The organism is Streptomyces sp. NPDC042371, from assembly GCF_056437465.1.
The window spans coordinates 421,693-448,238 of sequence record NZ_JBWKAP010000003.1; the positions used below are offsets into that span (position 1 = coordinate 421,693).

Here is a 26,546-nt window from a genome sequence, read left to right on the forward strand (position 1 = left end):
GACTCTCGGCATGGTCGTCGGCTGACTCCCGCTCGCGCGCGGCGACGCGGGGGTTCCGCATGCCCTTTTCCTGCCGGACACTCGGCATTCTCCCGGTAGTCCGGTAGCCCTTGAGGCCTCCCGCGTCGAAGCGCTCTTCGTGCCCCAGCGCCCCGCGATCACGAGGAGTCCTTGATGCCCCGCATCGAGTGGACCGAGAACGACCAGACCAATGCCAACAGCCCGTCCCAGCACGCCCGTTGGCACTCCGAGAGCGGCTCCGCGCCACCCCGGCGCGTCGTCGTCGCCGATGACACGACCAGCGCGGCCACCGCCCACCGCCTCGCTTGCGAGGGCACCGCGCTGCTCTGGCGCGGCGACTTCCACGGCGCCCGGCAGCTGCTCGGCGCGCTGGGCCGCCGCGTCGACAGGAAGGCGCCCGCGCCGGGCGCCACCCCCGCCGACTCCTTCCACCTGCACCGCCGCGCCCGCGGCCACCGGGCCCGTGTGCTCGGCATGCTGCTCGTGCGCCTGGACGACGGCCACCGGCTGACGCTGCGCCGGGCCCCCGACGTCCGCGCGGCCTGCCGGGAGGCCTACGGCCCGTCCGACGGGCCGATGGTGGTCTCCCTGCGGGAGCTCCTCGGCGTGATCGGCGCCCACGAGTGGCGGGCCAAGGGGGTGTACGTCCCCGCTCTCGACGCCCGCATCCACCCGCACTACGGGGTGTTCTCGCCGGTCAGGGGCGAGTACGTCGACCTGGTCGCGCGGGCGCCGCTCCCGGGCGCCGCGCCACGGGACGGTGCGCCCCGGCCGCGTACGGCGTTCGACATCGGGACCGGCACCGGCGTGCTCGCGGCCGTCCTCGCCCGCCGCGGGGTGGACCGTGTGGTGGCCACCGACATCAACCCGCGTGCCGTCGCGTGCGCGCGCGACAACGTCGAGCGCCTCGGTCTCGCCGGGCGCGTGGACGTCCTCGGTACGGGTCTCTTCCCGGCGGGCAGGGCCGCACTCGTGGTGTGCAATCCGCCGTGGCTGCCCGCCCGGCCGACTTCCGCCGTCGAGCGGGGCGTGTACGACCCGGGCGGCGCCATGCTGCACGGTTTCCTCGCCGGGCTCGCCGCGCATCTGGAACCCGCGGGGGAGGGCTGGCTCGTCCTCTCCGACCTGGCTGAACATCTCCAACTCCGTTCGCGGGAAGCGCTGTTGACGTCCTTTGGCGAGGCGGGGCTGCGGGTGGTGGACCGTCTCGACATCGCGCCGCGCCATCCGCGTGCCGCCGATCCCACCGACCCGCTGCACGCGGCCCGCGCGGCCGAGGTGACCTCGCTCTGGAGGCTGGCGCCCGGCCAGGGGTGAGGGCGACAACCCCGTTTTGAAGCGAGTGATTCAGAATGTGCTAGCGTCCGGCCTCGTCGGTCAGTTCTGAAGCACTTGCTCCAAAAGTCAAAAGGGGGGACGGCTCCATGCCGCTCGCGGTGTACATGGTCGGGTTTGGCATCTTCACCCAAGGGACCTCGGAGTTCATGCTGTCCGGCCTGCTGCCGGGCATGGCCGACGACTTGGGGGTGTCCGTTCCCGACGCCGGGCTGCTCATCTCGGCCTTCGCGATCGGCATGGTCGTCGGCGCACCGCTGCTCGCCGTCGTCACGCTCGGCTGGCCGCGGCGCACGGCGCTCGTCTCGCTGCAGGCGGCCTTCGTCGTGGCCCACGTCGTCGGCGCCCTCGCGCCCGGCTACACCGTCCTGTTCGTCACCCGGGTGGTCGGCGCCCTCGCGTACGCCGGGTACTGGGGCGTCGCCGTGGCCGCCGCGGTGGCGCTCGTACCGGCGGAGGCCAAGGCGCGGGCGGTCGCCGTGGTGGCCGGTGGGCTGACGCTCGCCACCATCGTCGGCGTCCCCGCGGGCACGCTGCTCAGCCAGTTCTCCGACTGGCGCGCCGCGTTCTGGGCGGTGGCGGCGGCCACCGCGGTCAGCGCCGTCTGCACGCTGCTCGTCGTCCCCGGCGGCCGGGGCGAGGGCGAGCGCCCCTCGGTCGGGGCCGAACTGCGCGCCATGGCACGGCCGCAGCTCTGGCTCTCGTACGCCGTGACCGCCTTCGCCTTCGGCGCCGTCATCGTCACCTTCAGTTATCTGGCGGCGCTGCTCACCGAGGTGAGCGGGGTCTCCGAGGGGTGGGTGCCCGCCGTCCTCGCGCTGTTCGGCGTCGGCGGGATGGCGGGCATCGTGATCGGCGGGCGCACCGGCCAGTCGCACCCCCTCGGTACGCTCGGCCTGGGGCTCGGCGGCCTCGCGCTCTTCTCCGCGCTGCTCGCGCTGACGGCGCACGTGACGGCCGTGGTGATCGCCCTGGTCTTCCTGCTCGGCCTCGTCGGCTACGTCACCAACCCGGCTCTGCAGTCGCGGGTGTTCACCCTGGCGCCGGGCGCGCCCACGCTGGTCGGCGCGACCAACACGGCCGCGTTCAACGTCGGCAACACGGTGGCCCCGCTCCTCGGCGGCCTGGCCATCGACGCCGGACACGGCTACGCCTCGGTGGCCTGGGTCGGCGCCGCGCTGGCCGTCGCGGGCGTGGCGGGCGTGCTGTGGGCGGCGCGTCTGCAGCGAGGGCGCGAGGGCCGAGGTGCGGGCGCATCCGCCGCGGCGGCTTGATCCTCGTAGGGCAGTGTTTTGTATATGTGTTCCAAAACGTCTACCGTGGGCCCATGGCCAGACCACGAGAGTTCGATGAGGACCGCGTCGTCGCCGCGGCCATGGAGACGTTCTGGCGGCACGGGTACGAAGCCACCTCGACGCGCGATCTGTGCGACAGCACGGGCCTCGGCCCTTCGAGCCTCTACAACACCTTCGGCGGCAAGCGGCAGCTCTACCTCCGCGCCCTGCGGCGCTACTACGACACCGCCACCGCGGAGCAGGTCGAGATCCTGCGCGGCGAGGGCCCGGCCAAGGAGCGGCTGCGCACCATGATGATCCACGCCGTCGACGCCGACCTCGACGAGACGGGCGCCCGCGGCTGCTTCGCGATCAACGCCGCCGTCGAGCTCGCCGGGCTCGACCCGGAGGTCAGGGAGGCGGTGCGGCACAGCTTCGACCGGGTCGAGGACGAGCTGTGCGCGGTCGTCGAGGCGGGGCGCGGCGCGGGCGAGATCCGGTCCACCGGTGACGCGAGGGTCGTGGCCCGCCGGGTCCAGAGCACGTACTACGGCCTGCGCGTCCTCAGCCGCGTACAGGACGACCGCGAGGTGCTGCTCGCCACGGTGGACGGCGCACTCGCCGACCTGTGACCGCGCGCATGCGGCTCGCTGACGTACCGCTCACGTCCGCCGCCCACGGTTCGCCACGCTCCACTCCCGACATGCCCGGCATAGCCCATCACCTGCGCGTTTATCGGGTGTTGATCGCGGACGGCGACGCTCCGCAGGTCCATGCCCCACAAGGGCCGACGGAAACGACCGGAGGTATGAACCATGAAGGTTGTCCGCTCCCTCAAGAAGAAGATCACCGGTGAGAAGAGCCTGAAGGCGTACGCCTGGTACCACTGGTACTAGGCCAGTCCCTGGTGCCACCGGCACCAGACCGTAGGGACGTAATGCGCCGTTGAGGCCCGCGCCCGGTGTGCCGAGAACCGGCCGCCGGGCCGGGCCTCCCGCCCTGGGAGATCCCCGATGTCGATTTCCGGTACCGACCGGCTCGCGCGGTCCACCGTCTTCACGCCGCGCCTCCACGCCCTGCTGCGCGACCACCGCGGCCAGGACGTGTTCCGCCTGGACGACGACACCGTCGGCGTCGCCGGGCCCGTCCTGACCGACCAGATCCTCGCCGCGCGCCCGGCCACCGAGCACGAGCGCCCCACCTTCAAGCCCCTCCACGGCCGCTCCATCCCGCGCACCGAGGCCTCCGGCGTCATGCAGGCCATCGGCCGTGACGTGCGGGCGGCGCTGAAGAAGCCGGTGCCCGGCCGCCTCGACCTCTCCGGGGAGTGGCCGCACGTCGGCCACGTCTACCTGCGCGACCTGATCCTCGGCGCCGACCCGTACCGGCTGCGCATCCTCATGGACCGCACCCTGGAGCTGACGCCCAAGCTGACCTGGACGGTCATCGCCACCGGAGCCGCCCTGCCCGGCAGGCTCCGCCCGGGCGCCCCCGTCACCAGCATCGCGGGCCTCACCGCGAACGCCGCGACCTACAGCGACCGTCGCTACGCCATGGGCCTGTACCGGCGGGCGGCCGCCCCGGTCTGCTTCACCGTCTCCACGCTCGTCGCCAACGCGTACTGGCTCGGGGCGCCGTTCGACGACGAGACGCCCAACGAGCACATCCTGTACGAGTCCATGCGGCTGCTCCCGCCGTCCTGGAACATCCTGCGGAACGCGTCCCCCGAGTACACCGCCCTCGACGACCGCATCGGCACCGGCGACGACGTCCTGCTCCTGCCGCTGCTCAGCCACCGGGACCCGGAACTCTGGGACGAACCCGACGAGTTCCGCCCCGAGCGCTGGGCCACCCTCGACCCCGACGACCACCCCGGCTACCTCCCCTTCGGCCATGCCTCCGAACGCTGCTGGGGGCGCCACATGGTGATGCCGCTGGCCGGGATGCTGCTCGACATCCTGCGCGCCGAGGGGACGACGGTCGACGCGCGGCAGACCACCGCGAAGGTGCCGCTCGCGGGGCTGCTCGGCGTCGACAAGGTGCGACTCGTCCGGCGCGGGAGCTAGCGCCCTTCCGACGGATCTCCGCGGCGGAACAGGGCCGTCCAGAGGAAGGGCTCACCGAAGAGCTCCGAACCGGGCGGCTCGTCCCGCATCCGGCGCACCTCGACCTCCGTCAGGCCCGCGAAGATCCCGCGCAGCGCGTCCGCCGTGTAGGCGACGCCGCCGTGCAGCCGGGCCTCGCGGTAGAAGTCCGCGTCCGACAACTCGGAGCCCATGCCCGCCTCACCCGCCTCGCCCGCCGCGAAGGCGGTGAGGGCGAGGTGGCCGCCGGGCGCCAGGACGCGGTCGACGAGGGCGAGGTAGCTGATGCGGCGGTGCGGTGGCAGGTGGTGGAAGCAGCCCGAGTCGTGGATCACGTCGTACGGGCCGGTCAGGTCGGTCTCCGTGAGCGCGAAGGCGTCGCCGTGGTGGAACCGGATGTCGGCCCCCGCCTCGCGGGCGCGGTCCGCGGCCCAGTCGAGGGCGGCCCGCGACAGGTCGACGGCGTCCACCTCGTACCCGAGGGCGGCCAGGTGGAGCGCGTTGCGCCCGGGGCCGCAGCCGAGGTCGAGGGCGCGGCCCGGCGCGAGGAGGCCCCGCTCGGCGTACGAGACGAGGTTCTCGTCCGGCTTGGCCGCGAAGAACGGCACCGGCTTGTCGCGGTCCGCGTAGAAGCCGTCCCACCAGTCGGCCCCGGAGGCGGTCCAGCGGTCGGCCTCCGGCGCGAACAGGCCGTCCAGGAGCTTCATCACGTCGTCGATCGTGCGGATGCTGCGATCCATCAAGTCCCCTTCCCTAGGCCCCAATTGTAGAGTCGAAGGAGGGGAAAGCCCAGGTCAGAGGTGGTTTGCGGGTGCTCGCGAGAAGGCTTCGGCGAGCGCCTGCGGGGTCGGTGGGCGGGTGCCGGGCCCGGCACTCCGAGGCCGCACCCAAGAGGCGTTCGTGAGCCCGCGGGAGGCCGTCAGAGGGGTTTTCCGGGCCCCGGCGGCGCGGCTTTCCGAAGGGATCGAACAGAGTGTTCACGCGACGTATCCCCAGGCGTAATCACAGCTGGTTGGATGTGCGAGCTCGCAGCAACCACCCCCCACCCCAAGGAGCTTCCGTGCCGCACACAGCGCTGCGCAGGACCCACGCGGCCGCGATCACCTCCGTGCTCGCCGCCGCCACGCTCGCCGCCGTCGCCCCCTCCGCGACCGCCGCCGACGCCTCGGCCGCCCCGCCGCCGCTCAAGGTGCTCACGTACAACACCTTCCTGTTCAGCAAGACGCTCTACCCGAACTGGGGCCAGGACCACCGCGCCAAGGCGATACCGGCCGCCGACTTCTTCCGGGGCCAGGACGTCGTCGTGCTCCAGGAGGCGTTCGACAACTCCGCCTCCGACGCGCTGAAGGCGAACGCGGCGGCCGGATATCCGCACCAGACGCCCGTGATGGGCCGCAGCAAGAGCGGCTGGGACGCCACCGGCGGCGCGTACTCCTCGGTGACGCCGGAGGACGGCGGCGTGACCGTCCTGAGCAAGTGGCCGATCGTGCGCAAGGAGCAGTACGTCTACAAGGACGCCTGCGGCTCCGACTCGTACTCCAACAAGGGCTTCGTCTACGCCGTCCTGGACGTGAACGGCACCAAGACGCACGTCGTGGGCACCCACACCCAGTCCACCGACCCCGGCTGCGGCAGCGGCGAGGCCGCGGCCACCCGCGCGAAGCAGTTCAAGGAGATGGACGCCTTCCTGGACGCCAAGAACATCCCCGCCGACGAACAGGTCATCGTGGCGGGGGACTTCAACGTCGACTCGCACAGCCCCGAGTACGCCTCGATGCTCGCCGACGGGGACTTCGCCCCCGCCGACGGCCGCACCGGCCACCCGTACTCCTTCGACACCCGGGACAACTCGATCGCCGCCGAGCGCTACCCGGACGACCCCCGCGAAGACCTGGACTACATCCTCCACCGCAAGGGCCACGCCCGCCCCGCGAGCTGGACCAACAACGTCATCAAGGAGCAGAGCGCGCCCTGGACGGTCTCCAGCTGGGGCAAGGAGTACACGTACACGAACCTGTCGGACCACTACCCCGTGACCGCGTCCTAGCGGCCGAGGGGGTCCAGGGACCTAGCCCTTCAGGCGCTCGTGCAGTTCCTCGGCGTCGGCGAGGAACCACGTCTGCCGTCCTCGGTTGCACTCCCGGACGAAGTCACGCAGGGCCGAACTGGCCTCGGTGTGGCGGGAGATGTCACCGAGGACGGCGAGGCCCACGCGGTAGGTGACGAACTTCTGGATGATGTCGCCCGCGACGCGGGTGCGCAGCCGGAAGAACGATTCGTCGAACCGCTCGGCCGGGACGGCGACCCACTGGGCGCCCTGCCATGCGGCGTTGCCGACGAGGTCCATGATGTCGCGCTCCCCGGCGATCGGCTCGCCCTCGGCGTCGCACATCAGGACCGCGCTCTGCTCCCCGGTGCCCGTCACTGGCCCACCCTCCCGTCGACGCACTCGCGCAACAGGTCGGCGTGCCCGCAGTGTCTCGCGTACTCCTCGATGCGGTGCACCAGCAGCTCGCGCACCGAGGTCCGGTCCTTGCCCAGGCGCTCGCCCAGGTCCGGATGGGCGGCGAGGAGGGCGTCGGTCGCGGCCTGCTCGCGCTCCAGCGACGCGAACGCCTCGTCGACCACGCCCTGGTCCGCGACGGCCCCGGTGAAGTCCGCGCCCCGCTCGCCGTACAGCTTCGGGACCGGTTCGTCACTGATCCAGGTGCGCCAGTCCCGCTCCACCTCGACGAGATGACGGACCAGGCCGAGGAGCGACATCGTCGACGGCGGCACCGACCGCCGGGCCAGCTGCTCCGGGTCCAGGCCCTCACACTTCATCCGCAGGGTCATGCGGTACCCCGACAGGAAGTCGAGCAGGGTGGGGAGCTCGCCGTCCGGACTGTTCCCCTCGCTGTCGCGGGGGTCGTCGTCCGGATCGGCCCACATGTCCGGATAGGTGGTGGCCCGGCTCCATCGCTCGGGGCGGTCACTCTCGTCGCTCATGCTTTCCATGGTCGTCGGTGAGGAGCCGGGCCCGCCAGTGCTTTGTTCCCGCGCCCGCTACCTGTGCCAGGGGCCCGTCACCGCGAACGTCGTGCCGGGCGTGTAGCAGTTCACGTACATCGTGTCGTGGTCGGGGGAGAAGGTGACGCCCGCGAACTCGCCCCACTCGGGCTCCTCCGGGGTGCCGATGTTCTGCCGCCCGCGGGCCATCGCGTAGACCTCGCCGCCCCGGGTGAGGCCGTACACGTACTGCGCCCCGCCGCCGTCCTCGCACACCATCAGGCCGCCGCTCGGCGCGAGGCAGATGTTGTCGGGGGACTCGCCCGGCAGCTGGATGTCGGTGCTCGGGCCGAAGACGATCACGAGGGTGAGGCGGCGCTTCGACGGGTCGTAGCGCCAGATCTGGCCGAAGTGGTCGGCCGCCGAGCCCTCCGCGCTGTGGGCGAAGGAGGAGACGAAGTAGACGGACGAGCCGCCCCAGTAGCAGCCCTCCAGTTTCTGTGCGTGGGTGATGCCCTTCTTGCCGAAGTCCTGGAGGCGGATGGGGGTCTGGGCCGCCAGCGGGTCAGGGACGTCGACCCACTCGATGCCGTCGAAGCTGGCGCCCGTCTCCTGGATCGAGGACAGGTCGGGCACGCCGGGCACCCGCATCGCCTGCAGTTTGCCGCCCGCGCGCAGCGAACCGCGGCCGCCCTCGGGCTTCTCGGGCAGGAAGCGGTAGAAGAGGCCGAACGGCTTGAGGAAGGCGTCCTCGGTCTCGTAGACGACGCCGCGCTTCGGGTCGACGGCGATGGCCTCGTGCTGGAAGCGGCCCATCGCGGTCAGCGGCACCGCGCCGGTGCGGTGCGGATCGACCGGGTCGACCTCGAAGATGAAGCCGTGGTCCTTGGTGTAGCCGTTCGTCCCGGCCCTGTCCTCGGTCTCCTCGCAGGTGAGCCAGGTGCCCCAAGGGGTCGGCCCGCCCGCGCAGTTGACGGCGGTCCCCGCGATGGCGACGCGTTCGCCGACGACGTTGTTTCTGCGGTCGAGCGCGAGCGCCGTACAGCCGCCCTTGGCCATCGGGTCGTAGGTCAGACCTTCGACCGTGGGTACGCCGATCTTTCCGGTGACGCGGTTCTCGTGGTTGCGGACCAGGTTGACGCCGCCGTGTTTGCCGCGGAAGGCGGCCATGCCGTCGTGGTTGCTGGGCACCTTGCCCTCACCCGACCGCAGTTCGTCGCCCTCGCGGGAGAGGACCTTGTAGCGGAACCCCTTGGGCAGGTCGAGCAGCCCCTTGGGGTCGGGGACGAGGGGGCCGTAACCGGCTTTTCCCTGTGCGGCCGCGGTGCCCGCGAAGAGTTCCGAGAGCGCGCCGGTGAAGGCGATTCCGGCGCCCACGGCACCGGAGCGGGCGAGGACCTGACGTCGAGTGGCAGACATGATGGGCAACCTCCTGCTGGCGGACAGGAATGTGACCGGATGTGTGTACCACGCGCTCTGGTGCACGGGAACCACGCGCGTAGCTTCCGTTTCGCGTGCCGTCCCGGGCCCCCGTGGCAGCAGATGCTGCCGACGGGCTACTCGCCCACGAGTCCCTTGGCGTCCCGCGCGAGCGCCGTGAGCCGCGAGATGGCACGGAAGTACTTCTTCCGGTACCCGCCGTTGAGCATCTCCTCGCTGAAGAGCCGGTCGAAGGGCACACCGGAGGCGAGCACCGGCACCTCTCGGTCGTACAGCCGGTCGGCGAGCACCACAAGGCGCAGAGCGGTCGACTGGTCCGGCACCGGCGTCACATCGGTGAGGCAGACGGCGCCGAGCCCGTCGGTCAGCGCGCCGTACCGGCTCGGGTGGACCTTGGACAGGTGTTCGAGAAGATGCGGGAAGTCGTCGAGCGAGGCGCCGTCGGTCGCGTACGCCGCCTTGGTGACCTGCTCCTCCGAGTACGGAGCGGGCGCCTCCGGAAGGCCCCGGTGGCGGTAGTCCTCGCCGTCGATCCGCAACGCCTTGAAGTGGGCGGACAGGCCCTGGATCTCGCGCATGAAGTCCGTGGCCGCGAACCGGCCCTCACCGAGCTTGCCCGGCAGCGTGTTCGAGGTCGCGGCGAGCGCCACGCCCTCCCCGACGAGCTTGGAGAGCAGCGAGGAGACCAGGACCGTGTCGCCCGGGTCGTCGAGCTCGAACTCGTCGATGCAGAGCAGCCGGTGCCCGCCGAGGGTGCGCACGGTCTGCTGGAAGCCGAGCGCGCCGACCAGGTTCGTCAGCTCGACGAAGGTGCCGAACGCCTTCTGCTCGGGGGCCGCGGGCGTCGCGTGCCAGAGGGAGGCGAGCAGGTGGGTCTTGCCGACGCCGTAGCCACCGTCGAGGTAGATGCCGCGGGGGCCCGTGGGGGCGGCCGCCTTCTTCTGGAACCAGCGGCGCTTGCCCGCGCCGCTCGCATGCGCCCCGCCGAGCCCCGCCGCGAAGCCGCTCAGGGCGCCGATCGCCGCGGTCTGGCTCGGCTGATCGGGGTCCGGGATGTACGTGTCGAAGCGGGCGGCTTGGAAGCGCGGCGGCGGCACCATCTCGGCGACCAGACGGTCGGCGGGGACGCGGGGCTCGCGGGCGCACAGCGACAGCGGAGCCACTTCGGCTATGGGGTGGTGCCCGGAGGCGGCGGTGGAGGACGACACGGTTCCCCAGCTTAAGGGGCGTGCAAGACTGCGGATATGCGACGCCTGTTCCCTGTGACCGACCAGACAGCCGACCGGACACACGATCGGACGCCCCATCGCACGGGTGAGACGGCCGACCGGGAGTGGAGCCTCGACGAGCTGGCCGACGCCTACGCCTATCCGGCGGGGGAGTCGACCTGGCTGCGCGCCAACATGGTGTCCACGCTCGACGGCGCGGCCCACCACGAGGGCCGCTCCCAGCCGATCTCCGGCGACACGGACATGCGCATCTTCGGCACCCTGCGCGCCCTCGCCGACGCCGTGATCGTCGGTGCGGAGACCGTCCGCAAGGAGGGGTACCGCCCGGCGAAAGCGCGTGCGGCCTTCGCGGGGCGCAGGGCCGCCGCAGGGCAGACGGAGGCGCCCGCCATCGCGGTCGTCAGCGCCGGTCTTGACCTGGACTTCTCCGTTCCGCTTTTCACCTCGCCGATGACGCCCACGCTGCTCGTGACCGGGGCCTCCGCACCGGCCGACCGGATCGCCGCGGCCGAGAAGGCGGGCGCCGTCGTCGTGATCGCGGGCGACGGGGCGACCGTGGAGCCGGAGCGGGTGGCCCCCGCCCTGGCCGAGCGCGGGCTCACCCGGCTGCTCACGGAGGGCGGTCCCCGCCTGCTGGGCCAGTTCGTGGCCGCCGGAGCGCTGGACGAGCTCTGTCTGACGGTGTCGCCGATGCTCACCGCGGGGGACGCGCAGCGGATCGCGGGCGGATCCGCTCTGGCGGCGCCGGACAGATTCGCACTGACGTCCGTACTGGAGGAGGCCGGGTTCCTCTTCACCCGCTACCGTCGTACCTGACAATCGGCGGAATCAGTCGTTCCGTTTGGCTTCGGCTGGGCACACTAGATCTCGCAGACCCCGTGCGGCCACGGGGCAGGATGGTTTCCGCAAGGGCCTCAGGAGGGCCCACGGATGAGAAGGGCGCCTGGCGTGTTCACAAGCGTATTGATGATCGAGAAAGCCCTGACGTCCGCCGACGTGGAGTTCGTCACCACCTTGCACGGCGACGAGCCCATCACCTTCCACGTGCTGCTCCAGCCGCGGGGCGACCAGGCGGACCGCCTGCTGCGGGCCATCGACGACGTCGCCCTCGGCGAGCTCGACGAGGCGGCGCGCGAGGGCGAGACCCCGGAGGGGCAGGAGGCGACGGGCTTCGGGGAGCGGGCGCTGCAGGTCTCGCTGACGGCGCTGCGGGCGGCGGGCTGCGCGGCAGAGGGGCGGCTCATCGAGGCCCATCCCCTGGACGCACTCAAGACACTGGTCGCGGAGGCCGGGGCCGACGAGGTGATCGTCCTGACGGACCCGCACTACGTGGAGGAGTTCTTCCACCGCGACTGGGCCTCGCGGGCCCGCCACAAGGTGGGCGTCCCGGTGCTCAAGCTCTTCTCGCACAGCGCGGCCGACGAGGCGTAGCCGCCCCCTCCGCGGGGCCCGGCGGCCGCGCCCCGCGGAGGCAATAGGCTGGGGCCTGCCCGGACGCGCACGGGGCGACACCACACCGTGCCCGTCGCACTCGTCGCACCACCAGGGGAGACACACGCATGGCACCCGGCCTGCCCCAGTCCATGGCCGACATGGACCGACCGCACTTCATCGGCATCGGCGGCGCCGGAATGTCGGGCATCGCGAAGATCCTGGCCCAGCGCGGCGCCAAGGTCGCGGGCAGCGACGCCCGGGAGTCCGCCACCGCCGAGGCGCTGCGCGCGCTCGGCGCCACGGTCCACATCGGCCACGACGCCGCGCACCTCGCGCCCGACGCGACCTGCGTCGTCGTCTCCTCCGCCATCCGCGAGGACAACCCCGAGCTGGCCCGCGCGGCCGAGCTCGGCATCCCCGTCGTGCACCGCTCGGACGCCCTGGCCTCCCTGATGAAGGGCCTGCGCCCGATCGCGGTCGCGGGCACGCACGGCAAGACCACGACGACCTCGATGCTCGCCGTCACCCTCGCCACCCTCGGCCTCGCCCCGTCGTACGCGATCGGCGGCGACCTGGACGTGCCGGGCTCGAACGCGCTGCACGGCGAGGGCGACATCTTCGTCGCCGAGGCCGACGAGAGCGACCGCAGCTTCCACAAGTACGCGCCCGAGGTCGCCATCGTCCTCAACGTGGAGCTCGACCACCACGCCAACTACGCGTCGATGGACGAGATCTACGAATCCTTCGAGATCTTCGCGGGCAAGGTCGTCCCCGGAGGCACCCTGGTCATCTCGGCGGACCAGCCGGGCGCCGTGGAGCTGACCCGGCGCGTCCGGGACCTCGGAGAGCTCAAGGTCGTCACCTACGGCGAGTCCGAGGACGCGGACCTGCGCATCCACAAGATCACGGCACGCGGTCTGACCAGCGAGGTCACCGTCCTCCTGGACGGCAAGCTGCTGACCTTCACGGTCTCGGTGCCCGGCCGCCACTACGCGAACAACGCGGTCGCGGCCCTCGCGGCGGGCGTCGCGCTCGGCATCCCGTCCAGGAACCTGGCCGGTGCCCTGAAGTCGTACACCGGCGTCAAGCGCCGCCTCCAGCTCAAGGGCGAGGCCGCGGGCGCGCAGGTCATCGACTCCTACGCGCACCACCCCACCGAGATGACGGCCGACCTGGAGGCGATGCGCTCCGCCGCGGGCGACGCCCGCATCCTCGTCCTCTTCCAGCCCCACCTCTTCTCGCGCACCCAGGAACTGGGCACCGAGATGGGCCGGGCCCTCGCCCTCGCCGACTCCTCTGTGGTCCTGGACATCTACCCGGCCCGCGAGGACCCGATCCCCGGCATCACCAGCGCCCTGATCGTCGACGCCGCCCGTGCGGCGGGCGCCGAGGTCGCGGCCGCGTCCGACAAGTCGGCGGCCGTCCGGACGCTCGCGGGAATGGCGAAGCCCGGCGATCTCGTTCTCACCATGGGAGCGGGCGACGTCACGGACCTCGGCCCGCAGATCCTGGCCGAGCTGTCGAAGTAAGTCGAAGTAAGGGGAGTCCACCCATGTCGTACGACGTCGAGAAGCCCGACGAGCAGTGGCGAGCGGAGCTGACCCCTTCGGAGTACGCGGTGCTGCGCCAGGCCGGTACGGAACCGGCCTTCGTCGGTGAGTACACGGACACCAAGACCGAGGGCGTCTACTCCTGCCGTGCCTGCGGCGCGGAGCTGTTCACCTCGACGGAGAAGTTCGAGTCGCACTGCGGCTGGCCGAGCTTCTTCGACCCGAAGGACACGGACGCGGTCGAGCTGCTCCAGGACTCCTCGCACGGCATGGTCCGCACCGAGGTGCGCTGCGCCCGCTGCGGCTCGCACCTGGGCCACGTCTTCGAGGGCGAGGGCTATGCCACGCCGACGGACCAGCGGTACTGCATCAACAGCATCTCGCTGCGGCTCGCGCCCACCGAGGGCTGAGCGAGGGGCGAGCGACCGGAAAGCCCCGGCACCGGCTGGTGGCCGGTACCGGGGCGGTTGTTCCGAGGCGCGCAGATGCGCTCTAGAACGTCAGCTTCCAGCTGTTGATGTAGCCCGTGTCCTGGGACGCGACGTCCTGGGCCTGGAGCTTCCAGGCGCCGTTGGCCGTCTCGCTCGACGCGTTGACCGTGTACGTGGCGACGATGTTGTCCGCCGAGTCGTTGCTGCTCGAGTTCTTCAGGCGGTACGCCGTGCCGTCGGGGGCGAGCAGGTCGAGGACCACGTCGCCGCGCCAGGTGTGCCGGACGTCGACGTCCACCTTGAGGGTGGCGGGGGCGTTGCCGGTGCGGCCCGTGACGTTGACCGTCGAGGTCACCGCGGCGCCGTTGTCCGGGATGGCGACGTCCGCGGTGTTCTCGTACGCGTCACCGGGCGGGACCGTGGTGCCCGCGCCTAGGGTCCAGATCGCGTGGGCGATGGCGTCGCTGTTGCGGTCCAGCGCGGTGTCGTTGAGGTTCGACGTGGTGTCGCAGGACGAGTGGTAGCAGCGGTCGAAGGCCTGGCCCGCCGTGCCGCCCCACTTCTGGGCCTGCGCACTGGACTTGGCGCGCTCGGCACCGGTGAACAGACCGCCGACCGGGATGCCCGCGCTCTTGAACGGCGCGTGGTCGGAGCGGCCGTCGCCCTCGGTCTCGATCTCCGTGGGGACGTTCAGGCCCGCGTAGTAGTCCTTGAACGTCTTCTCGATCGTCGGGTCGTCGTCGTAGACGAAGTAGCCCGGGTTCGGCGAGCCGATCATGTCGAAGTTCAGATAGCCGCTGACCTTTGAACGGTCCGTGGCGGGCAGGTTGTTGACGTAGTACCGCGAGCCGACCATGCCCAGCTCCTCGGCGCCCCACCAGGCGAACCGCAGGTGCTTCGTCGGCTGGAGCTGTGCGCGCGAGACGGCGAGCGCGGTCTCCAGGACACCGGCCGAGCCCGAGCCGTTGTCGTTGATGCCGGGCCCCGCCGAGACGCTGTCGAGGTGCGCGCCCGCCATCAGGACCTGGTTGGCGTCCCCGCCCGGCCAGTCGGCGATCAGGTTGTAGCCGGTGCCGCTGCTGCTGAACTGCTGGATGCGGGTGGTGAACCCGGCGGCGTCCAGCTTGCCCTTCACGTAGTCGAGGGAGGCCTTGTAGCCGGGGCGATTGTGGGCACGGTTGCCGCCGTTGGCCGAGGCTATGGACTGGAACTGGGAGAGGTGCGCCTTGACGTTGGCGAGCGGGATGTCGGGCGCCGCGAGGGTGGGCGAGGGCGCGGCGGCCGACGGGGTGGCGGTGGCGAGCAGGCCGCCGATGGCCAGGGTGGCGGCACCGACGGCCGCACGTCTGAAGAGCTTCATGTGTGGGGCTCCGTATTCCGAACAGCGTGAGGGACGGAACGTGCGAGGCGCCCTGCGACGCGGGTGCCGCGGGGCGCCTTTGGAGCTGTGCGTGCTGTGCGTTGCCTGATGTTGAGGGCCGGACGACCACCGGTCAAGGGCGGAAACCGGTCACATGACGGTCAGCCACGTCCGTATACCGGACAGCTCTCCGGTGGTCCTTCGCCGTCAGGAGCCGATCAGAAGAAGACTCCGCACCTCAGCAGCACATTCGCGTACGGCCGCGCCTCACCCGTCCTGACCACCAGACGGGCCGCCGCCGAGAGGCTCTTGAGGTCCTCGTGCGGGACGAGGGCGAGGGACGGGAGGCTCTCGTGCAGCAGTTGGGCCGTCGACGGGTTCGACGCGCGTACTTCCAGCGCCGCCGTCCCGCCCTCCACCACGAGCTCGTCGAGGAGGCCTTCGAGGACCTCCGCGAAGGACGGGACCCCGGCGCGGAACGCCAGGTCCACCACGCGCGGGCCCGCCGGGATGGGCATGCCCGCGTCGCACACGAGCACGGTGTCGCCGTGCCCCAACTCGGCCAGCGCGCCCGCAAGATGACGATTCAATATGCCCGACTTCTTCACCGGGAAGGGACCTCCGGAACGGCGTCGGCGAGCTCCGACGCGGTCGGGTAGGAGTCCTGCGCGCCCTTGCGGGTGACCGCGGCCGCACCCACCCGCACCGCGTACGCGGCCGCCGTCGGCAGGTCCTCGCCGAGGCCGAGGCGCCAGCCGAGCGCGGCGGTGAAGGCGTCGCCCGCGCCCGTCGTGTCCACCGCGTCGACCTTCGGGCTCGGGACCCGTACGGCGGCCCCGTCGGAGGCGTCCGCGGTGAGCGCGCCCTCGGCGCCCAGCGTGATCACCACCGAGCGGGGGCCCAGCGCGAGCAGCCCGCGCGCCCAGTCCTCGGGGGCCTCACCCGCGTCGTCGCCGAGGATGACGCGGGCCTCGTGCTCGTTCACCACCAGCGGGTCGCAGGCCGCGAGGACCTCGGCGGGCAGGGGGGCGGGCGGCGAGGGGTTGAGGACGAAGCGGGCGCCGGGCCGCAGGGTGCGGACCACCTCGGCGACCGTCTCCAAGGGGATCTCCAGCTGGCTGGAGACCACCCGCGCCGCCGACAGCAGGCTGCCCGCCGCGCGGATGTCCTCGGGGGTGAGGCGCGCGTTGGCGCCGGGGGAGACCACGATGCTGTTGTCGCCCGACGGATCGACCGTGATCAGCGCGACGCCGGTGGGCGCGCCGCCCACCAGGACGCCGACCGTGTCCACGCCTGCCGCCCGCTGCGCGTCCAGGAGGAGCACGCCGTGCGCGTCGTCGCCGACCCGGGCGAGCAGCGCGGTGCGGGCCCCGAGGCGGGCCGCGGCGACCGCCTGGTTGCCGCCCTTGCCGCCGGGGTGGACGGCCAGGTCGGAGCCGAGGACCGTCTCGCCGGGCGCGGGGCGGCGCTCCACGCCGACCACCAGATCGGCGTTGGCGGAGCCCACGACCAGCAGCTCGTAGTCGTCGTTCATGTGTGCTTGTGCCTGCTTTCGTACGGTGAGGTCCGGCTGCGACGGTACCTGGCGCGGCGGTCGGGCCGTCGGGTCGGTCGGGACAGTCGGGCCGTCGGGTCGATCGGGCCGTCGGGACAGTCGGGACAGTCGGGTCAGGAGAAGTCCCGCACGTTCTTCGACGTGACGACCTTCACCGGCACCTTCACCATCTCCTGGACCTGCTTGCCCTGGGTGGCCCGCACCGCGTTGCGCACGGCGATCTTCCCGAGCTCCTTGGGCTGCTGCGCCACGGACGCGTACAGCGTGCCCGCCTCGACCGCCTTGAGACCGTCCGGGGTGCCGTCGAAGCCGACGACCGGGACCGACTTGCCCGCCTTGTCGCCGAGCGCCTTGACCGCGCCGAGCGCCATCTCGTCGTTCTCGGCGAAGGCGCCGGACACGCCCTTGTTGGACTGCAGCAGGTTCGTCATGACGTCCAGGCCCTTGGTGCGGTCGAAGTCCGCGGGCTGCTTGGCGACGACGTCGATGCCGGGGTACGCCTTGATGCCCTCGGCGAAGCCCTGGCCGCGCTCGCGGCTCGCGGAGGTGCCGGGCGTGCCCTGGAGGACGACGACCTTGCCCTTGCCGCCCAGCTTCTCGGCGAGCGTCTTCGCCGCCAGCTTGCCGCCCGCGACGTTGTCGGAGGCGACGAGCGTCGCGGTCTTCGCCTTGTTCACCCCGCGGTCGGCCGCGACCACCGGGATGTCCTGCTTGTTGGCGCCCCGCACGGCCGGGCCCGCCGCGTCGGAGTCCACCGGGTTGACGATGATCGACTTCACGTTCTCGCCGGTGAAGTTCTGCAGCTGGTTGCTCTGCTGGGACGCGTCGTTCTGCGCGTCGGTGACCGTCAGGTCGATCCCGGCCTTGTCGGCCTCGGCCTGCGCGCCCTCCTTCATCTGGACGAAGAAGGGGTTGTTGAGGGTGGAGAGCGACATGCCGATCTTCGTGTTCGGGCCGGACGAGCCCGAGTTGAACAAGGAGACCGCGCCGACCACGGCCGCCACGACCACGGCGGCGACCGCGTACTTCACCCCTTGCGGCCCCTTGCCGCGTACGCCCCCGGCCGCACCGGAGGACGCACCCGGAGTCGATCCGGCGCGCCGCCGCAGCGTGTCCAGGAGGACCGCGAGCGCGATGACGACACCGATCACGACCTGCTGCCAGAAGGCGGAGACGGAGAGGAGGTTGAGGCCGTTGCGCAGTACCGCGAGGATCAGCGCGCCGATGAGCGTGCCGGACGCCTTGCCGACGCCGCCCGCGAGGCTCGCGCCGCCGATGACGACCGCGGCGATCGCGTCGAGCTCGTAGCCCTGCGCGGCCTGCGGCTGCGCGGAGACCAGCCGGGAGGCGAGCACGACGCCCGCGACGGCCGCGAAGAGACCGGCGAGCGCGTAGATGACCAGCTTCTGCCGCTTGACGCGCAGGCCGGACAGGCGGGCCGCCTCTTCGTTGCCACCGATCGCGTACATGGAGCGGCCGATGAACGTGCGCCCCAGGACGAGCGCCGTGACGAGGCCCATCGCGACCATCACGATCACCGGGACCGGCAGCCAGCCGCCGATGGTGTCACCCAGGTGCGAGACCGAGTCGGGGAACGCGATCGGGCTGCCCTGCGAGATCACCAGGGAGAGGCCGCGGGCCACCGAGAGCATCGCGAGCGTCGCGATGAACGGCGGGAGCTTCCCGTACGAGACGAGCAGTCCGTTGACGAAACCGCAGGCTATGCCGGTCGCGACGGCGAGCACCACCGCGAGCCACACCGGCAGCCCCTGCGAAGTCGCCGACCAGGCAAGGACGGTGGCCGAGAGCGCGGCCACCGAACCGACCGACAGGTCGATGCCCGCCGACACGATCACGAAGGTCACGCCGAACGCGAGGATCGCGGTCACCGCGGCCTGGACGCCGACGTTGAGCAGGTTCTGCGTGGTGAGGAAGTCGCCGGAGAGCAGCGACATCGCCACGACCAGGACGATCAGGGCGCTCAGCGCGCCGTTGTCGAGCAGGACGCGGCGGAGCGAGGCCGTGCCACCCGCGTCGCGCTTCAGGGTTTCAGTGGCCACGGGAGACCTCCGCCTCTTCTTCGTTCCGTACCGCTTCTTCGTTCCGTACCGCCGCGGTGCTGACGGCGAGTGCCATCACGGCGTCTTGAGTGGCCTCTTCGGCCGTGAGTTCACCGGCGATCCGGCCCTGTGCCATGACGAGGACCCGGTCGCTCATGCCGAGCACCTCGGGCAGATCGCTGGAGATCATCAGGACCGCGTGCCCGGAGGCCGTCAGTTCGTTGATGAGCTGGTAGATCTCGACCTTCGCGCCGACGTCGATGCCGCGTGTCGGCTCGTCGAGGATGAGGACCTGGATGTCGGCGAGCAGCCACTTGCCGATGACGACCTTCTGCTGGTTGCCGCCGGACAGGGTGCGGACGTGCTGGCCGAGCCCGGCCATGCGCACCCCCAGCTGCTCGGCGATCCGCGCGGCCGCCCGCTGCTGTCCCTTGAGGTCCACGAGCCCGGCGCGCGTCGCCGAACGCAGCGTCACCAGGCCGAGGTTCTCCCGCACGGAGGCGTCGAGGAGGAGCCCCTGCCCCTTGCGGTCCTCCGGGACCAGGCCGATGCCCGCGCCCATCGCCGCGTTCACGTCGTGCCGGGGCAGCCGCTCGCCGCGTACGTCGACGGAACCGCCGTCGTACGGATCGGCGCCGAAGACCGCGCGCGCCACCTCGGTGCGGCCCGCGCCGACCAGACCCGCGAGCCCGACGACCTCGCCCGCCCGCACCTCGAAGCTGACGTCGTGGAAGACGCCGTCGCGGGTGAGACCGTCGACGCGGAGCAACGGCTCCCCGGTGTCCGGGCGTTCGCGCGGATACTGCTGCTCGATGCTGCGGCCCACCATGAGGCGTACGAGCTCGTCCTCGTCGGTCGACGCGGGCACCTGGTCGACGCTGCGGCCGTCGCGCAGGACGGTGACGCGGTCGCCGAGTGCGGCGATCTCCTCCAGGTGGTGGGTGATGAAGACGATGCCGACGCCGTCCTCGCGCAGGGTGCGCACGATCCGGAAGAGCTTGTCGACCTCCTCGGAGGTGAGGACCGCGGTGGGCTCGTCCATGATGAGCACGCGCGCGTCCAGGCTCAGCGCCTTGGCGATCTCGACCATCTGCAGCCGGGCGATGCCCAGTTCGCGCACCTTGGCGCGCGGCGAGACCTGGACGCCGACCCGCTGGAGCAGCTCCTCCGCGTCGGCCTCCATCTTCCTCCGGTCGACCAGACCGAAGCGGCGGGGCTGGCGCCCCAGGAAGATGTTCTCGGCGACGGTCAGATCGGGGACGAGGTTGAACTCCTGGTAGATCGTGGCGATGCCGAGCCGCTCGGCGTCCTGCGCGCCGTTGATGCGGACCTCGCGCCCCTCGGCGAAGATCCGGCCGCTGTCGGGCCGGTAGGCGCCGGAGAGCATCTTGATGAGAGTGCTCTTGCCCGCGCCGTTCTCGCCGAGCAGGACGTGCACCTCACCGCGGCGCAGATCGAAGTCGACGGAGTCGAGCGCGACGACGCCGGGGAACGTCTTGCGTATCGACTCGATGCGCAGCAACTCGTCCTGGTTGCTCACGGGTTGCTCCTTCGTACGGGGGTGTTCTCGCCGCAGGAGCGGCGGACGACGAGCCGGGCGGGCAGGGTCACGGACTGCGGGCGTCTGCCCTCGATGCGGTCGATCAGCGCCTGCACGGCGGCCCGGCCGAGCTCCGCGGTCGGCTGGGCGATCGCGGTGACCGGCGGATCGGTGTGCACGAACCACGGGATGTCGTCGAAGGCGGCGAGCCCGATGTCGTCCGGGACGCGCAGGCCGTGCGCGCGGATCGCGTCGAGGGCGCCGAGGGCCATCAGGTTGTCGGCGGCGAAGACGATCTCGGGCGGCTCGGGCAGGGCGAGGAAGCGCTCGGTGGCGCGGCGGCCGCTGTCCGCCTGGAAGTCGCCCTGTCCGATGTACGCGTCGGGCAGGGCGGTGCCGTGCTCGCGCAGCGCCTCCCGGAAGGCCTCGACGCGCTCGCTGCCGGTGGTGGTGGCCGCGGGGCCCGCGATGATGGCGAGCCTGCGGTGGCCGAGTCCGTGCAGGTGGGCGACGAGGTCGCGGACTGCCCGGCGCCCGTCGGAGCGGACCACGGGGACGTCCACGCCGGGGATCCACCGGTCCACGAAGACCATCGGGGTGCCGGCTCGCACGGCGTCGAGCATCAGCGGGGAGCCGCCGTCGGCGGGGGAGACGAGCAGTCCGTCGATCCGCCGGTCGAGCAGGGTCCGCACGTGGTGGTCCTGCAGCTCGGGGCGCTCGTCGGCGTTGCCGATGATCACGCTGTAGCCGAGTGCGCGGGCGGCCTCCTCGACGGACCGGGCCAGCTCCGTGAAGTACGGGTTGAGCACGTCGCTGATGACCAGGCCGAGTGTCCGCGTCTGGTCGGTGCGCAGGGAGCGGGCGACGGCGTTGGGCCGGTAGCCGAGCGCCTCGACGGCGGTGAGGACCCGGGTGCGGGACGCGGGGCTGACGGAGGGGTGCCCGTTCAGCACGCGCGACACGGTGGCGACGGACACCCCGGCCTCGGCCGCGACGTCCTTGATGCCCACCGAGCTCGGAGTCATCGTCGGTCCACCTCCTTGTGGAATCGATTACACGGAGGATTGGAAACGATTACACGGGGGCGTGGCAAGGGGTGGGTGGGGCGGGAGGTGCGAGTGAGACCTGATCGTGATGATCAGGGGATCCGGGCATCAGGCGGGGCGAGAGGGGGTGCCGCGACCCCTACGTACGTGAGGTTGCGGCTGCCGATCTGGCCCATGGCCCCGAGACGCAGCCCCGGGCGAGGGAGTCCAGCGTGACGTACTCGTAGACGACGGCGGGGTGCGGGCGGGGCAGCACGCCAGCCGTGTGCGCTGCGCTGGTTCTCGCGATCTTGCACCCTACGCGGGTGCCTCGACCCGCAACGACTTCAGGCCGTTGATGAAGTGCGAGACCAGACGGCGCGGCGGCGCCGCGAGGCGCAGGACCGGCAGGGCGCGGGTCACCTCCTCGTGGAACACGCGCAGTTGGAGCCGGGCGAAGTGGGCGCCCAGGCAGACGTGCGGGCCGTCGCCGAACGCCACGTGGGGGTTGGGCGAGCGGGCCAGGTCCAGGCGGTGCGGATCGGCGAAGACGCGCTCGTCGTGGTGGGCGGAGGCGTGGAAGACGACGACCTTGTCGCCGGCCGCGATGCGCGTGCCCGCCAGCTCGGTGTCGCGGGCCGCCGTGCGCCGGAAGGTGAGCACCGGAGGATGGCGGCGCAGCAGTTCGTCCACGGCGGGGGCGACGCCGACCGCCCCGGCCCGCAGCCGCTCGTACTCGCCGGGGCTCTCCGCGAGCGCGAGCAGCCCGCCGGGTGCGGCGCTGCGCACGGTGTCGTTGCCCGCGACGGTGAGGAGGAAGAAGAACATCTCCAGTTCGGCAGCGGTGAGTTCGGGATCGTGGGCGAGCGTCGTGAGCACGTCGTCGCCGGGGTGCTCGCGCTTGTGGGCGGCCAGCGTCCGCGCGTACGCGAACATGTCGCCCAGCATCGCGGGGGAGCGCGGGTTGACCGGTTCGCCGTCGGGGCCGAGCGCGGCTGGGGGTGCTTCGTCCGGGTCCTGGTAGCCGATGACGCGCTGCGTCCAGTGCAGCAGCAGGCCACGGTCGGCGGCCGGCACGCCCAGCAGGTCGGCGAGGTTGAGCAGGGCGTAGTCGTCGGTGACGGTGGTGACGACGTCGAAGGTGCCGTCCCCGGCGCGCGCCTGCTCCACGGCCGCCGCGAGGAGCGTCCGGGCCCGCTCGCGCACCCGCGCCTCGAAGCGCTCGATCCGCCGCGGGGTGAAGGCGCGGCTGACCAGCCTGCGCAACCGGCCGTGCCCGGCGGGTCCTGCCCCGCCCGTGGCGGCAACAGGGTCCTGGTTGAGCATCATGCGCCGGATGAACGGCAGGTCGTCCGGGGCCGGGTCACGGATCTGGGTGGCACCCAGGTGCGAGGAGTACGTCGCCGCGTCCTTGAGGACGCGCACCACGTCCGCGTGCCGGGTGACCGCCCAGAACCCCGGGCCCGCGGGCCAGCCAAGCACCTCCGGCTCGCCCTGCCACGCCACGGGGTGGTGGTCGCGCAGGACGCGGTAGCGGTCGTGGGGGACGCCTTCCGCGTACAGGCGGGGATCGAAGACGTCGGGGACGGGCGGCGTCCGGGGCGGCGCACCGCGCAGGCTCACGCGGCGGTGTCCCCGTGCAGGAAGTCCTCTACTGTGCGGATGAGTTCGAGGGGCACCTCGTCCATCGCGTAGTGCCCGGCCCCGGGCAGTTCCGCCAGCTCGCCGTGGGGGTACGAGCGCAGCCAGGTGCGGCGCATCAGGTCGGCCGAGAGCGCCGGGTCGAGCGCCCCGGTGACCGCGAGCGCCGCCACGGGCGAGCCGTCGACCTCCGTGTGGAAGTCGTCGCCCGTCCAGGAGTCCAGCCAGGCGCGGAACGCCTTGACGTCGCTGACCGCGAGGGAGCGGCGCACCATCCGGTCGAGCCAGGCCCGGGGACGTACACCACCCGTGGTGAAGTCGATGATGGCGTGGCGGTTCTGTGGAGTGTGCGCGGCCGAGGCGAACAACTCCCATTGTTCGGGCGGCAGGTGCAGACCGGACGCGGGAACGGGCGACACCCCGACCAGGCGGCGCACCCGGTGCGGGGCCGCGGCCAGGACGCGCTGGGCGACGCTGCCGCCCATGGAGTGCCCGACCAGCGAGAACCGCTCCCAGCCGAGCCGGTCGGCCAGGTCCAGCACATCGGCGGCGCCCTCGCTCGTGGTGTACGCGCCGACGGCGTCCTTGGCCTCGCCGTAGCCGCGCAGATCCACCACCGCGTACTGGAAGGCGGTGGCGTCGAGGTCCGCGAGCACGGGCGCGTACGCGGACCGGTCCGCGAACCAGCCGTGGACCGCGATCACCTTATGCGGGCCTTCGCCGAGCAGGGTGTGGGGGAGGAGGAAAGGGGGCACAGCGGCTCCGATCGCCGGCGGGGTCCGGGCGGCACCGGGCGGTGCGGGACCCTGACAACGGTGTCCCCCGACCGCGGTGCCGCGCAAGGGCGCGTGCGGCGCTCCGTGCCCCTGTTCGACCAGGTGTGAAGGGCGGGTGCCGAGGCGGGGGTGAACTTGGCGGACGGCCTGCGGTGCGGTGCCGCGGTTGGTCAGAATGTGGCATGGCCATCCGTCGCCTCAGCTACCGGCTCGGCCAGGAGCCGGACACCGGAGCCCTCCGCCTGTTCCTTCCGGATACGGATGCGGGCGGTACGGCGCACCAACCGCACGAGGAAACAGGGGAGTTGACGAGTACCGTCACGCGCGTCATAGGCGTCCCGCGTGCCGGGGAAACAGGGACCGAGCTGAGCTACAGCCTGCTCCCGGACGGTGGACGGCTCCTGTGCGCCGCCCTCCCGGGACAGCGCGTGGAGGCACTCCACCTGAGCGCCGACACCCCCGGGCCCGGTCCCGTCTGGCCGATCGACACCTGGCGCTCCGAGTCCTGGGAACCGGAGAGGGCGCAGGCGCTGGGCGCCGGGTTCGTCGAGTCCGAACTGCCCGTGCCGGAGGCCCACTTCGACCGGGACCTGCTCGTCGCGTTCGCCCGGACGCACGCCGACCGCGTCGCGCCCTTCCTCGCCGATGTGCGCAGGCTCTTCGAGGACCCCGCGGGGCGGCAGATCGTCCTCGTGGAGGAGGACTCCGAGACCGTGGCCCGCTGGGTCGCGCTCGCCTGTGCCTCGCTTCCCGAGGCGTACGTTCCCGCACTGACGTTCACCACCTGGACCGCCGACCCGCGCCGCGCCCCGCAGCAGATCATCGGCATCGGCCCGGACGCGGAGTTCGACCGGTCCGACGACGCGACGGTCGAGTACCTGTACCGCGTGCACGACGGCACCGGCGGACCGGAGAGCCCGCCCGCCGAGCTCGACGCCTGGGCCCGGCTGACGGCCGAGCGGTGGCTCGCCGGGAACCCGCCGCGCCCCGCGCCGGGGGCGGCCGCGCGCCCCGAAGGTCCCTTCGCGCTCATCCCGCTGGTCTCGGGGGCGTTCCTGGGGGCCGGGGGTGGTGGAGGGAAGAGGGCTTCCGGCGCCACCGAACGGGTCGAATGCACTGCCGGTACGGCCAGCACAGGCGTTACAGGTAGTAGAGACCGTACAGGCGGCACAGGCGGCACAGGCGGCACCAGTGACACCACCGAACAGGCCGAACCCACCGGCCTCAACGAACCGAATGGCCTCAACGAACTCACCGGCCTCTCAGGCCTCAGCGGCGAGACCCTGCACGCCGTCTTCGACGCCTTCGCCCACTCCGTGACCAGGGGCGAGGCCGACGCGCGCGCCCTCGACGAACTCGACAGGCTCTGCCGGGGGCTCGACGGCGACGAGGCCCTCGCGGCCCGGCCCCTCGCCCTCGCCCTCGTCAAGCACCGGCTCGACGCGTCCCGCGGCCGCGGCACACTCCCCGACCTGGCCGCCTTCGAAGGTCTGCCGCTCGGTCAGGAGGCCTGGCGGGAACTGCGCGAGGAGTACGGCGACCGCGCCGACGGCGCCCTCCGTGCCCGGCTCCGCGACCCCATCACCACCTGGACGGCGCCGCTGCGCCTCGCCCTCGCCGTGGGCGCCGACGGCGGGCCCGGCCTCGCCGAGGCCATGGACCGGCTCGCGGACGCCCTGCTCCACCCCGAGCTGCGCGACTGCGCACAAGCCGTCCAGGTCCTCTCCGAACTCGACCACGTCGGCTTCACCCGCCGGGTGCTCCGGCTCCTCCTGGTCGGCTTCAACGAGCGCAAACTGGACCGCCTGCGCGCCCTCGCCGACTCGCCCCAGGGCGACTGGCTGCGGCGCAACATCGAGGACGCGCCGCTCACCGTCCGCCTCGCCGCGGCCGCCGCGCACTGGAGCGGCCCGCCGGACCGGCTGCGGGGCGCCGAGCTCTTCGAGCGGCTCACCGAACTCCTCTCCGGACAGCGGGTCGAGGACGTCAGGACGCTCAGACTGCTGTGGCGCATGGTGTGGCGCAACGACCCGCCGGACCGTGCCGAGCAGCCCCGGGTGGCCCGCGCCTGCACCCCCCGCCTGATCATCGAGGCGGACCTCGGCCGCCGCATCATGGGCTGGCTCAGGGAGCCGGACCACTGCGACCTCGAACTCGTCGAGTTCGCACGGGAGATGCGCAAGGACGCCAAGCTCGGCGCCCAGGACCGCGACACCGCCGAGCTCCTCGTCATCGCCCAGGACCTCGTCGACGGGCGGCTCGCCGTCAGCAGGGCCTCCGTCGGGCGGCTCAGGGAGCTGGGGCGCAAGGTGTCGCCGCTCGGCACGGTACTGCGGAGGGGCATCGACGAGCGGGTGGGCCGCACCCTCGCCGGGGCGAACCCGCTCGACATCTGCGAGTCGCACGGGCTGCAGATCCTCGTCGCCGCGGGGCCGGACCTCCTCGGGGCCTACCGTGCGCACCTCCTGGAGGAGCGGACGTGCGACCGACTCGAACGCGAACTTCCCGGAAAGCCCGCCGAGTTGGCCGCGTACTACCACATCTGGCGGCCCCGGCGACGGCACGGCGTCACCGCGGCATGGTCCGGGGTCGCCGCCGAACTGCTCGACCAAGTGCTTGCGCCCATCGTCGTGCGTCTGGACGACCATCACCTCGGGCAGGTGGCCACCGTCCTCCGCCGGGAGGGCCAGGACGTACCGGAATGGACAGCGTGGCGTCATCGGGCAGGCCAGGAGCGGAGCTGACCGACGGCCGCCGAACCCCGCGGGTGCGGGGCGGCCCACCGCCTGCGGACTCGCCGCAC

24 protein-coding genes are annotated in these 26,546 nt (G+C 72.2%); 11 read left to right on the forward strand and 13 right to left on the reverse strand.

The window, feature by feature from the left end; all coding sequences use genetic code 11:
• Nucleotides 1–174 precede the first annotated feature (174 nt).
• The 5 genes from AC068B_RS11420 to AC068B_RS11440 all read left to right on the forward strand — a co-directional run bounded on the left by AC068B_RS11420 (nt 175) and on the right by AC068B_RS11440 (nt 4,696).
• On the forward strand, nt 175–1,338 hold the full coding sequence (locus AC068B_RS11420) for a methyltransferase (protein ID WP_478670766.1): 1,164 nt from the start codon (nt 175–177) through the stop codon (nt 1,336–1,338).
• 107 nt (nt 1,339–1,445) lie between these two features.
• Nucleotides 1,446–2,630 (forward strand): Cmx/CmrA family chloramphenicol efflux MFS transporter, encoded by a 1,185-nt coding sequence (locus tag AC068B_RS11425; RefSeq protein ID WP_478670769.1) that lies wholly within the window; start codon nt 1,446–1,448, stop codon nt 2,628–2,630.
• 53 nt (nt 2,631–2,683) lie between these two features.
• Entirely contained in the window at nt 2,684–3,262 is a 579-nt protein-coding gene (locus AC068B_RS11430) for a TetR/AcrR family transcriptional regulator (RefSeq protein WP_478670770.1), read from the forward strand.
• 183 nt (nt 3,263–3,445) lie between these two features.
• Nucleotides 3,446–3,526 (forward strand): tryptorubin family RiPP precursor, encoded by an 81-nt coding sequence (locus AC068B_RS11435; RefSeq protein WP_223828759.1) that lies wholly within the window; start codon nt 3,446–3,448, stop codon nt 3,524–3,526.
• 117 nt (nt 3,527–3,643) lie between these two features.
• Nucleotides 3,644–4,696 (forward strand): cytochrome P450, encoded by a 1,053-nt coding sequence (locus AC068B_RS11440; protein WP_478670772.1) that lies wholly within the window; start codon nt 3,644–3,646, stop codon nt 4,694–4,696.
• On the opposite strand, the gene AC068B_RS11445 is transcribed toward AC068B_RS11440, so the two are convergent.
• The gene (locus AC068B_RS11445; protein ID WP_478670774.1) at nt 4,693–5,454 is read right to left on the reverse strand and encodes a class I SAM-dependent methyltransferase; all 762 of its coding nucleotides are present in this window, start codon (nt 5,452–5,454) and stop codon (nt 4,693–4,695) included. The genes AC068B_RS11440 and AC068B_RS11445 overlap by 4 nt on opposite strands.
• Before the next feature lie 320 nt (nt 5,455–5,774).
• Between AC068B_RS11445 and sph the strand changes: the two genes are divergently transcribed.
• On the forward strand, nt 5,775–6,761 hold the full coding sequence (sph, locus tag AC068B_RS11450; RefSeq protein ID WP_478670776.1) for a sphingomyelin phosphodiesterase: 987 nt from the start codon (nt 5,775–5,777) through the stop codon (nt 6,759–6,761).
• A 21-nt stretch (nt 6,762–6,782) separates the two neighbouring features.
• On the opposite strand, the gene AC068B_RS11455 is transcribed toward sph, so the two are convergent.
• The 4 genes from AC068B_RS11455 to zapE form a co-directional block, all read right to left on the reverse strand.
• A complete protein-coding gene (locus tag AC068B_RS11455; protein ID WP_478670777.1) occupies nt 6,783–7,139 on the reverse strand; it encodes a DUF4180 domain-containing protein in 357 nt (118 codons plus the stop codon).
• On the reverse strand, nt 7,136–7,702 hold the full coding sequence (locus tag AC068B_RS11460) for a DinB family protein (RefSeq protein WP_478670778.1): 567 nt from the start codon (nt 7,700–7,702) through the stop codon (nt 7,136–7,138). Before AC068B_RS11460 ends, AC068B_RS11455 begins: the two co-directional genes overlap by 4 nt.
• Before the next feature lie 57 nt (nt 7,703–7,759).
• Nucleotides 7,760–9,121: a PhoX family protein gene (locus AC068B_RS11465; RefSeq protein ID WP_478670780.1), complete on the reverse strand. Its 1,362-nt coding sequence runs from the start codon at nt 9,119–9,121 to the stop codon at nt 7,760–7,762.
• A 137-nt stretch (nt 9,122–9,258) separates the two neighbouring features.
• The gene (zapE, locus tag AC068B_RS11470; protein ID WP_468558546.1) at nt 9,259–10,350 is read right to left on the reverse strand and encodes a cell division protein ZapE; all 1,092 of its coding nucleotides are present in this window, start codon (nt 10,348–10,350) and stop codon (nt 9,259–9,261) included.
• 36 nt (nt 10,351–10,386) lie between these two features.
• Here zapE and AC068B_RS11475 point away from each other — a divergent pair, with 36 nt between their 5' ends.
• The 4 genes from AC068B_RS11475 to msrB all read left to right on the forward strand — a co-directional run bounded on the left by AC068B_RS11475 (nt 10,387) and on the right by msrB (nt 13,765).
• Nucleotides 10,387–11,187, forward strand: a complete 801-nt coding sequence (locus AC068B_RS11475; protein ID WP_478670781.1) for a pyrimidine reductase family protein — start codon at nt 10,387–10,389, stop codon at nt 11,185–11,187.
• 132 nt (nt 11,188–11,319) lie between these two features.
• Nucleotides 11,320–11,802, forward strand: a complete 483-nt coding sequence (locus AC068B_RS11480; protein ID WP_468558542.1) for an indole-3-glycerol phosphate synthase — start codon at nt 11,320–11,322, stop codon at nt 11,800–11,802.
• Nucleotides 11,803–11,930: 128 nt separating this feature from the next.
• The gene (gene murC / locus AC068B_RS11485; RefSeq protein ID WP_478670784.1) at nt 11,931–13,334 is read left to right on the forward strand and encodes a UDP-N-acetylmuramate--L-alanine ligase; all 1,404 of its coding nucleotides are present in this window, start codon (nt 11,931–11,933) and stop codon (nt 13,332–13,334) included.
• Nucleotides 13,335–13,357: 23 nt separating this feature from the next.
• Nucleotides 13,358–13,765 (forward strand): peptide-methionine (R)-S-oxide reductase MsrB, encoded by a 408-nt coding sequence (gene msrB, locus AC068B_RS11490; protein ID WP_356249433.1) that lies wholly within the window; start codon nt 13,358–13,360, stop codon nt 13,763–13,765.
• An 82-nt stretch (nt 13,766–13,847) separates the two neighbouring features.
• Here msrB and AC068B_RS11495 read toward each other — a convergent pair whose 3' ends face one another.
• The 8 genes from AC068B_RS11495 to AC068B_RS11530 form a co-directional block, all read right to left on the reverse strand.
• Nucleotides 13,848–15,146: a M28 family peptidase gene (locus AC068B_RS11495; protein ID WP_478670785.1), complete on the reverse strand. Its 1,299-nt coding sequence runs from the start codon at nt 15,144–15,146 to the stop codon at nt 13,848–13,850.
• 218 nt (nt 15,147–15,364) lie between these two features.
• Nucleotides 15,365–15,754, reverse strand: a complete 390-nt coding sequence (gene rbsD / locus AC068B_RS11500) for a D-ribose pyranase (protein ID WP_478670786.1) — start codon at nt 15,752–15,754, stop codon at nt 15,365–15,367.
• Nucleotides 15,751–16,680: a ribokinase gene (locus AC068B_RS11505; protein WP_478670788.1), complete on the reverse strand. Its 930-nt coding sequence runs from the start codon at nt 16,678–16,680 to the stop codon at nt 15,751–15,753. The genes rbsD and AC068B_RS11505 overlap by 4 nt, the downstream gene beginning before the upstream one ends.
• 134 nt (nt 16,681–16,814) lie before the next feature.
• Nucleotides 16,815–18,761 carry an ABC transporter permease/substrate-binding protein gene (locus tag AC068B_RS11510; RefSeq protein WP_478670790.1) on the reverse strand — a complete coding sequence of 649 codons (1,947 nt, stop codon included), beginning with the start codon at nt 18,759–18,761 and terminating at the stop codon, nt 16,815–16,817.
• A complete protein-coding gene (locus AC068B_RS11515; RefSeq protein ID WP_478670792.1) occupies nt 18,751–20,301 on the reverse strand; it encodes a sugar ABC transporter ATP-binding protein in 1,551 nt (516 codons plus the stop codon). The genes AC068B_RS11510 and AC068B_RS11515 overlap by 11 nt, the downstream gene beginning before the upstream one ends.
• The gene (locus AC068B_RS11520; protein WP_478670794.1) at nt 20,298–21,326 is read right to left on the reverse strand and encodes a LacI family DNA-binding transcriptional regulator; all 1,029 of its coding nucleotides are present in this window, start codon (nt 21,324–21,326) and stop codon (nt 20,298–20,300) included. The genes AC068B_RS11515 and AC068B_RS11520 overlap by 4 nt, the downstream gene beginning before the upstream one ends.
• Nucleotides 21,327–21,644: 318 nt before the next feature.
• Nucleotides 21,645–22,949 (reverse strand): cytochrome P450, encoded by a 1,305-nt coding sequence (locus tag AC068B_RS11525; RefSeq protein ID WP_478670796.1) that lies wholly within the window; start codon nt 22,947–22,949, stop codon nt 21,645–21,647.
• Nucleotides 22,946–23,722: an alpha/beta fold hydrolase gene (locus AC068B_RS11530; protein WP_478670798.1), complete on the reverse strand. Its 777-nt coding sequence runs from the start codon at nt 23,720–23,722 to the stop codon at nt 22,946–22,948. Before AC068B_RS11530 ends, AC068B_RS11525 begins: the two co-directional genes overlap by 4 nt.
• Before the next feature lie 203 nt (nt 23,723–23,925).
• Between AC068B_RS11530 and AC068B_RS11535 the strand changes: the two genes are divergently transcribed.
• Entirely contained in the window at nt 23,926–26,487 is a 2,562-nt protein-coding gene (locus AC068B_RS11535) for a GTPase-associated protein 1-related protein (RefSeq protein WP_478670799.1), read from the forward strand.
• Nucleotides 26,488–26,546: the final 59 nt, after the last annotated feature.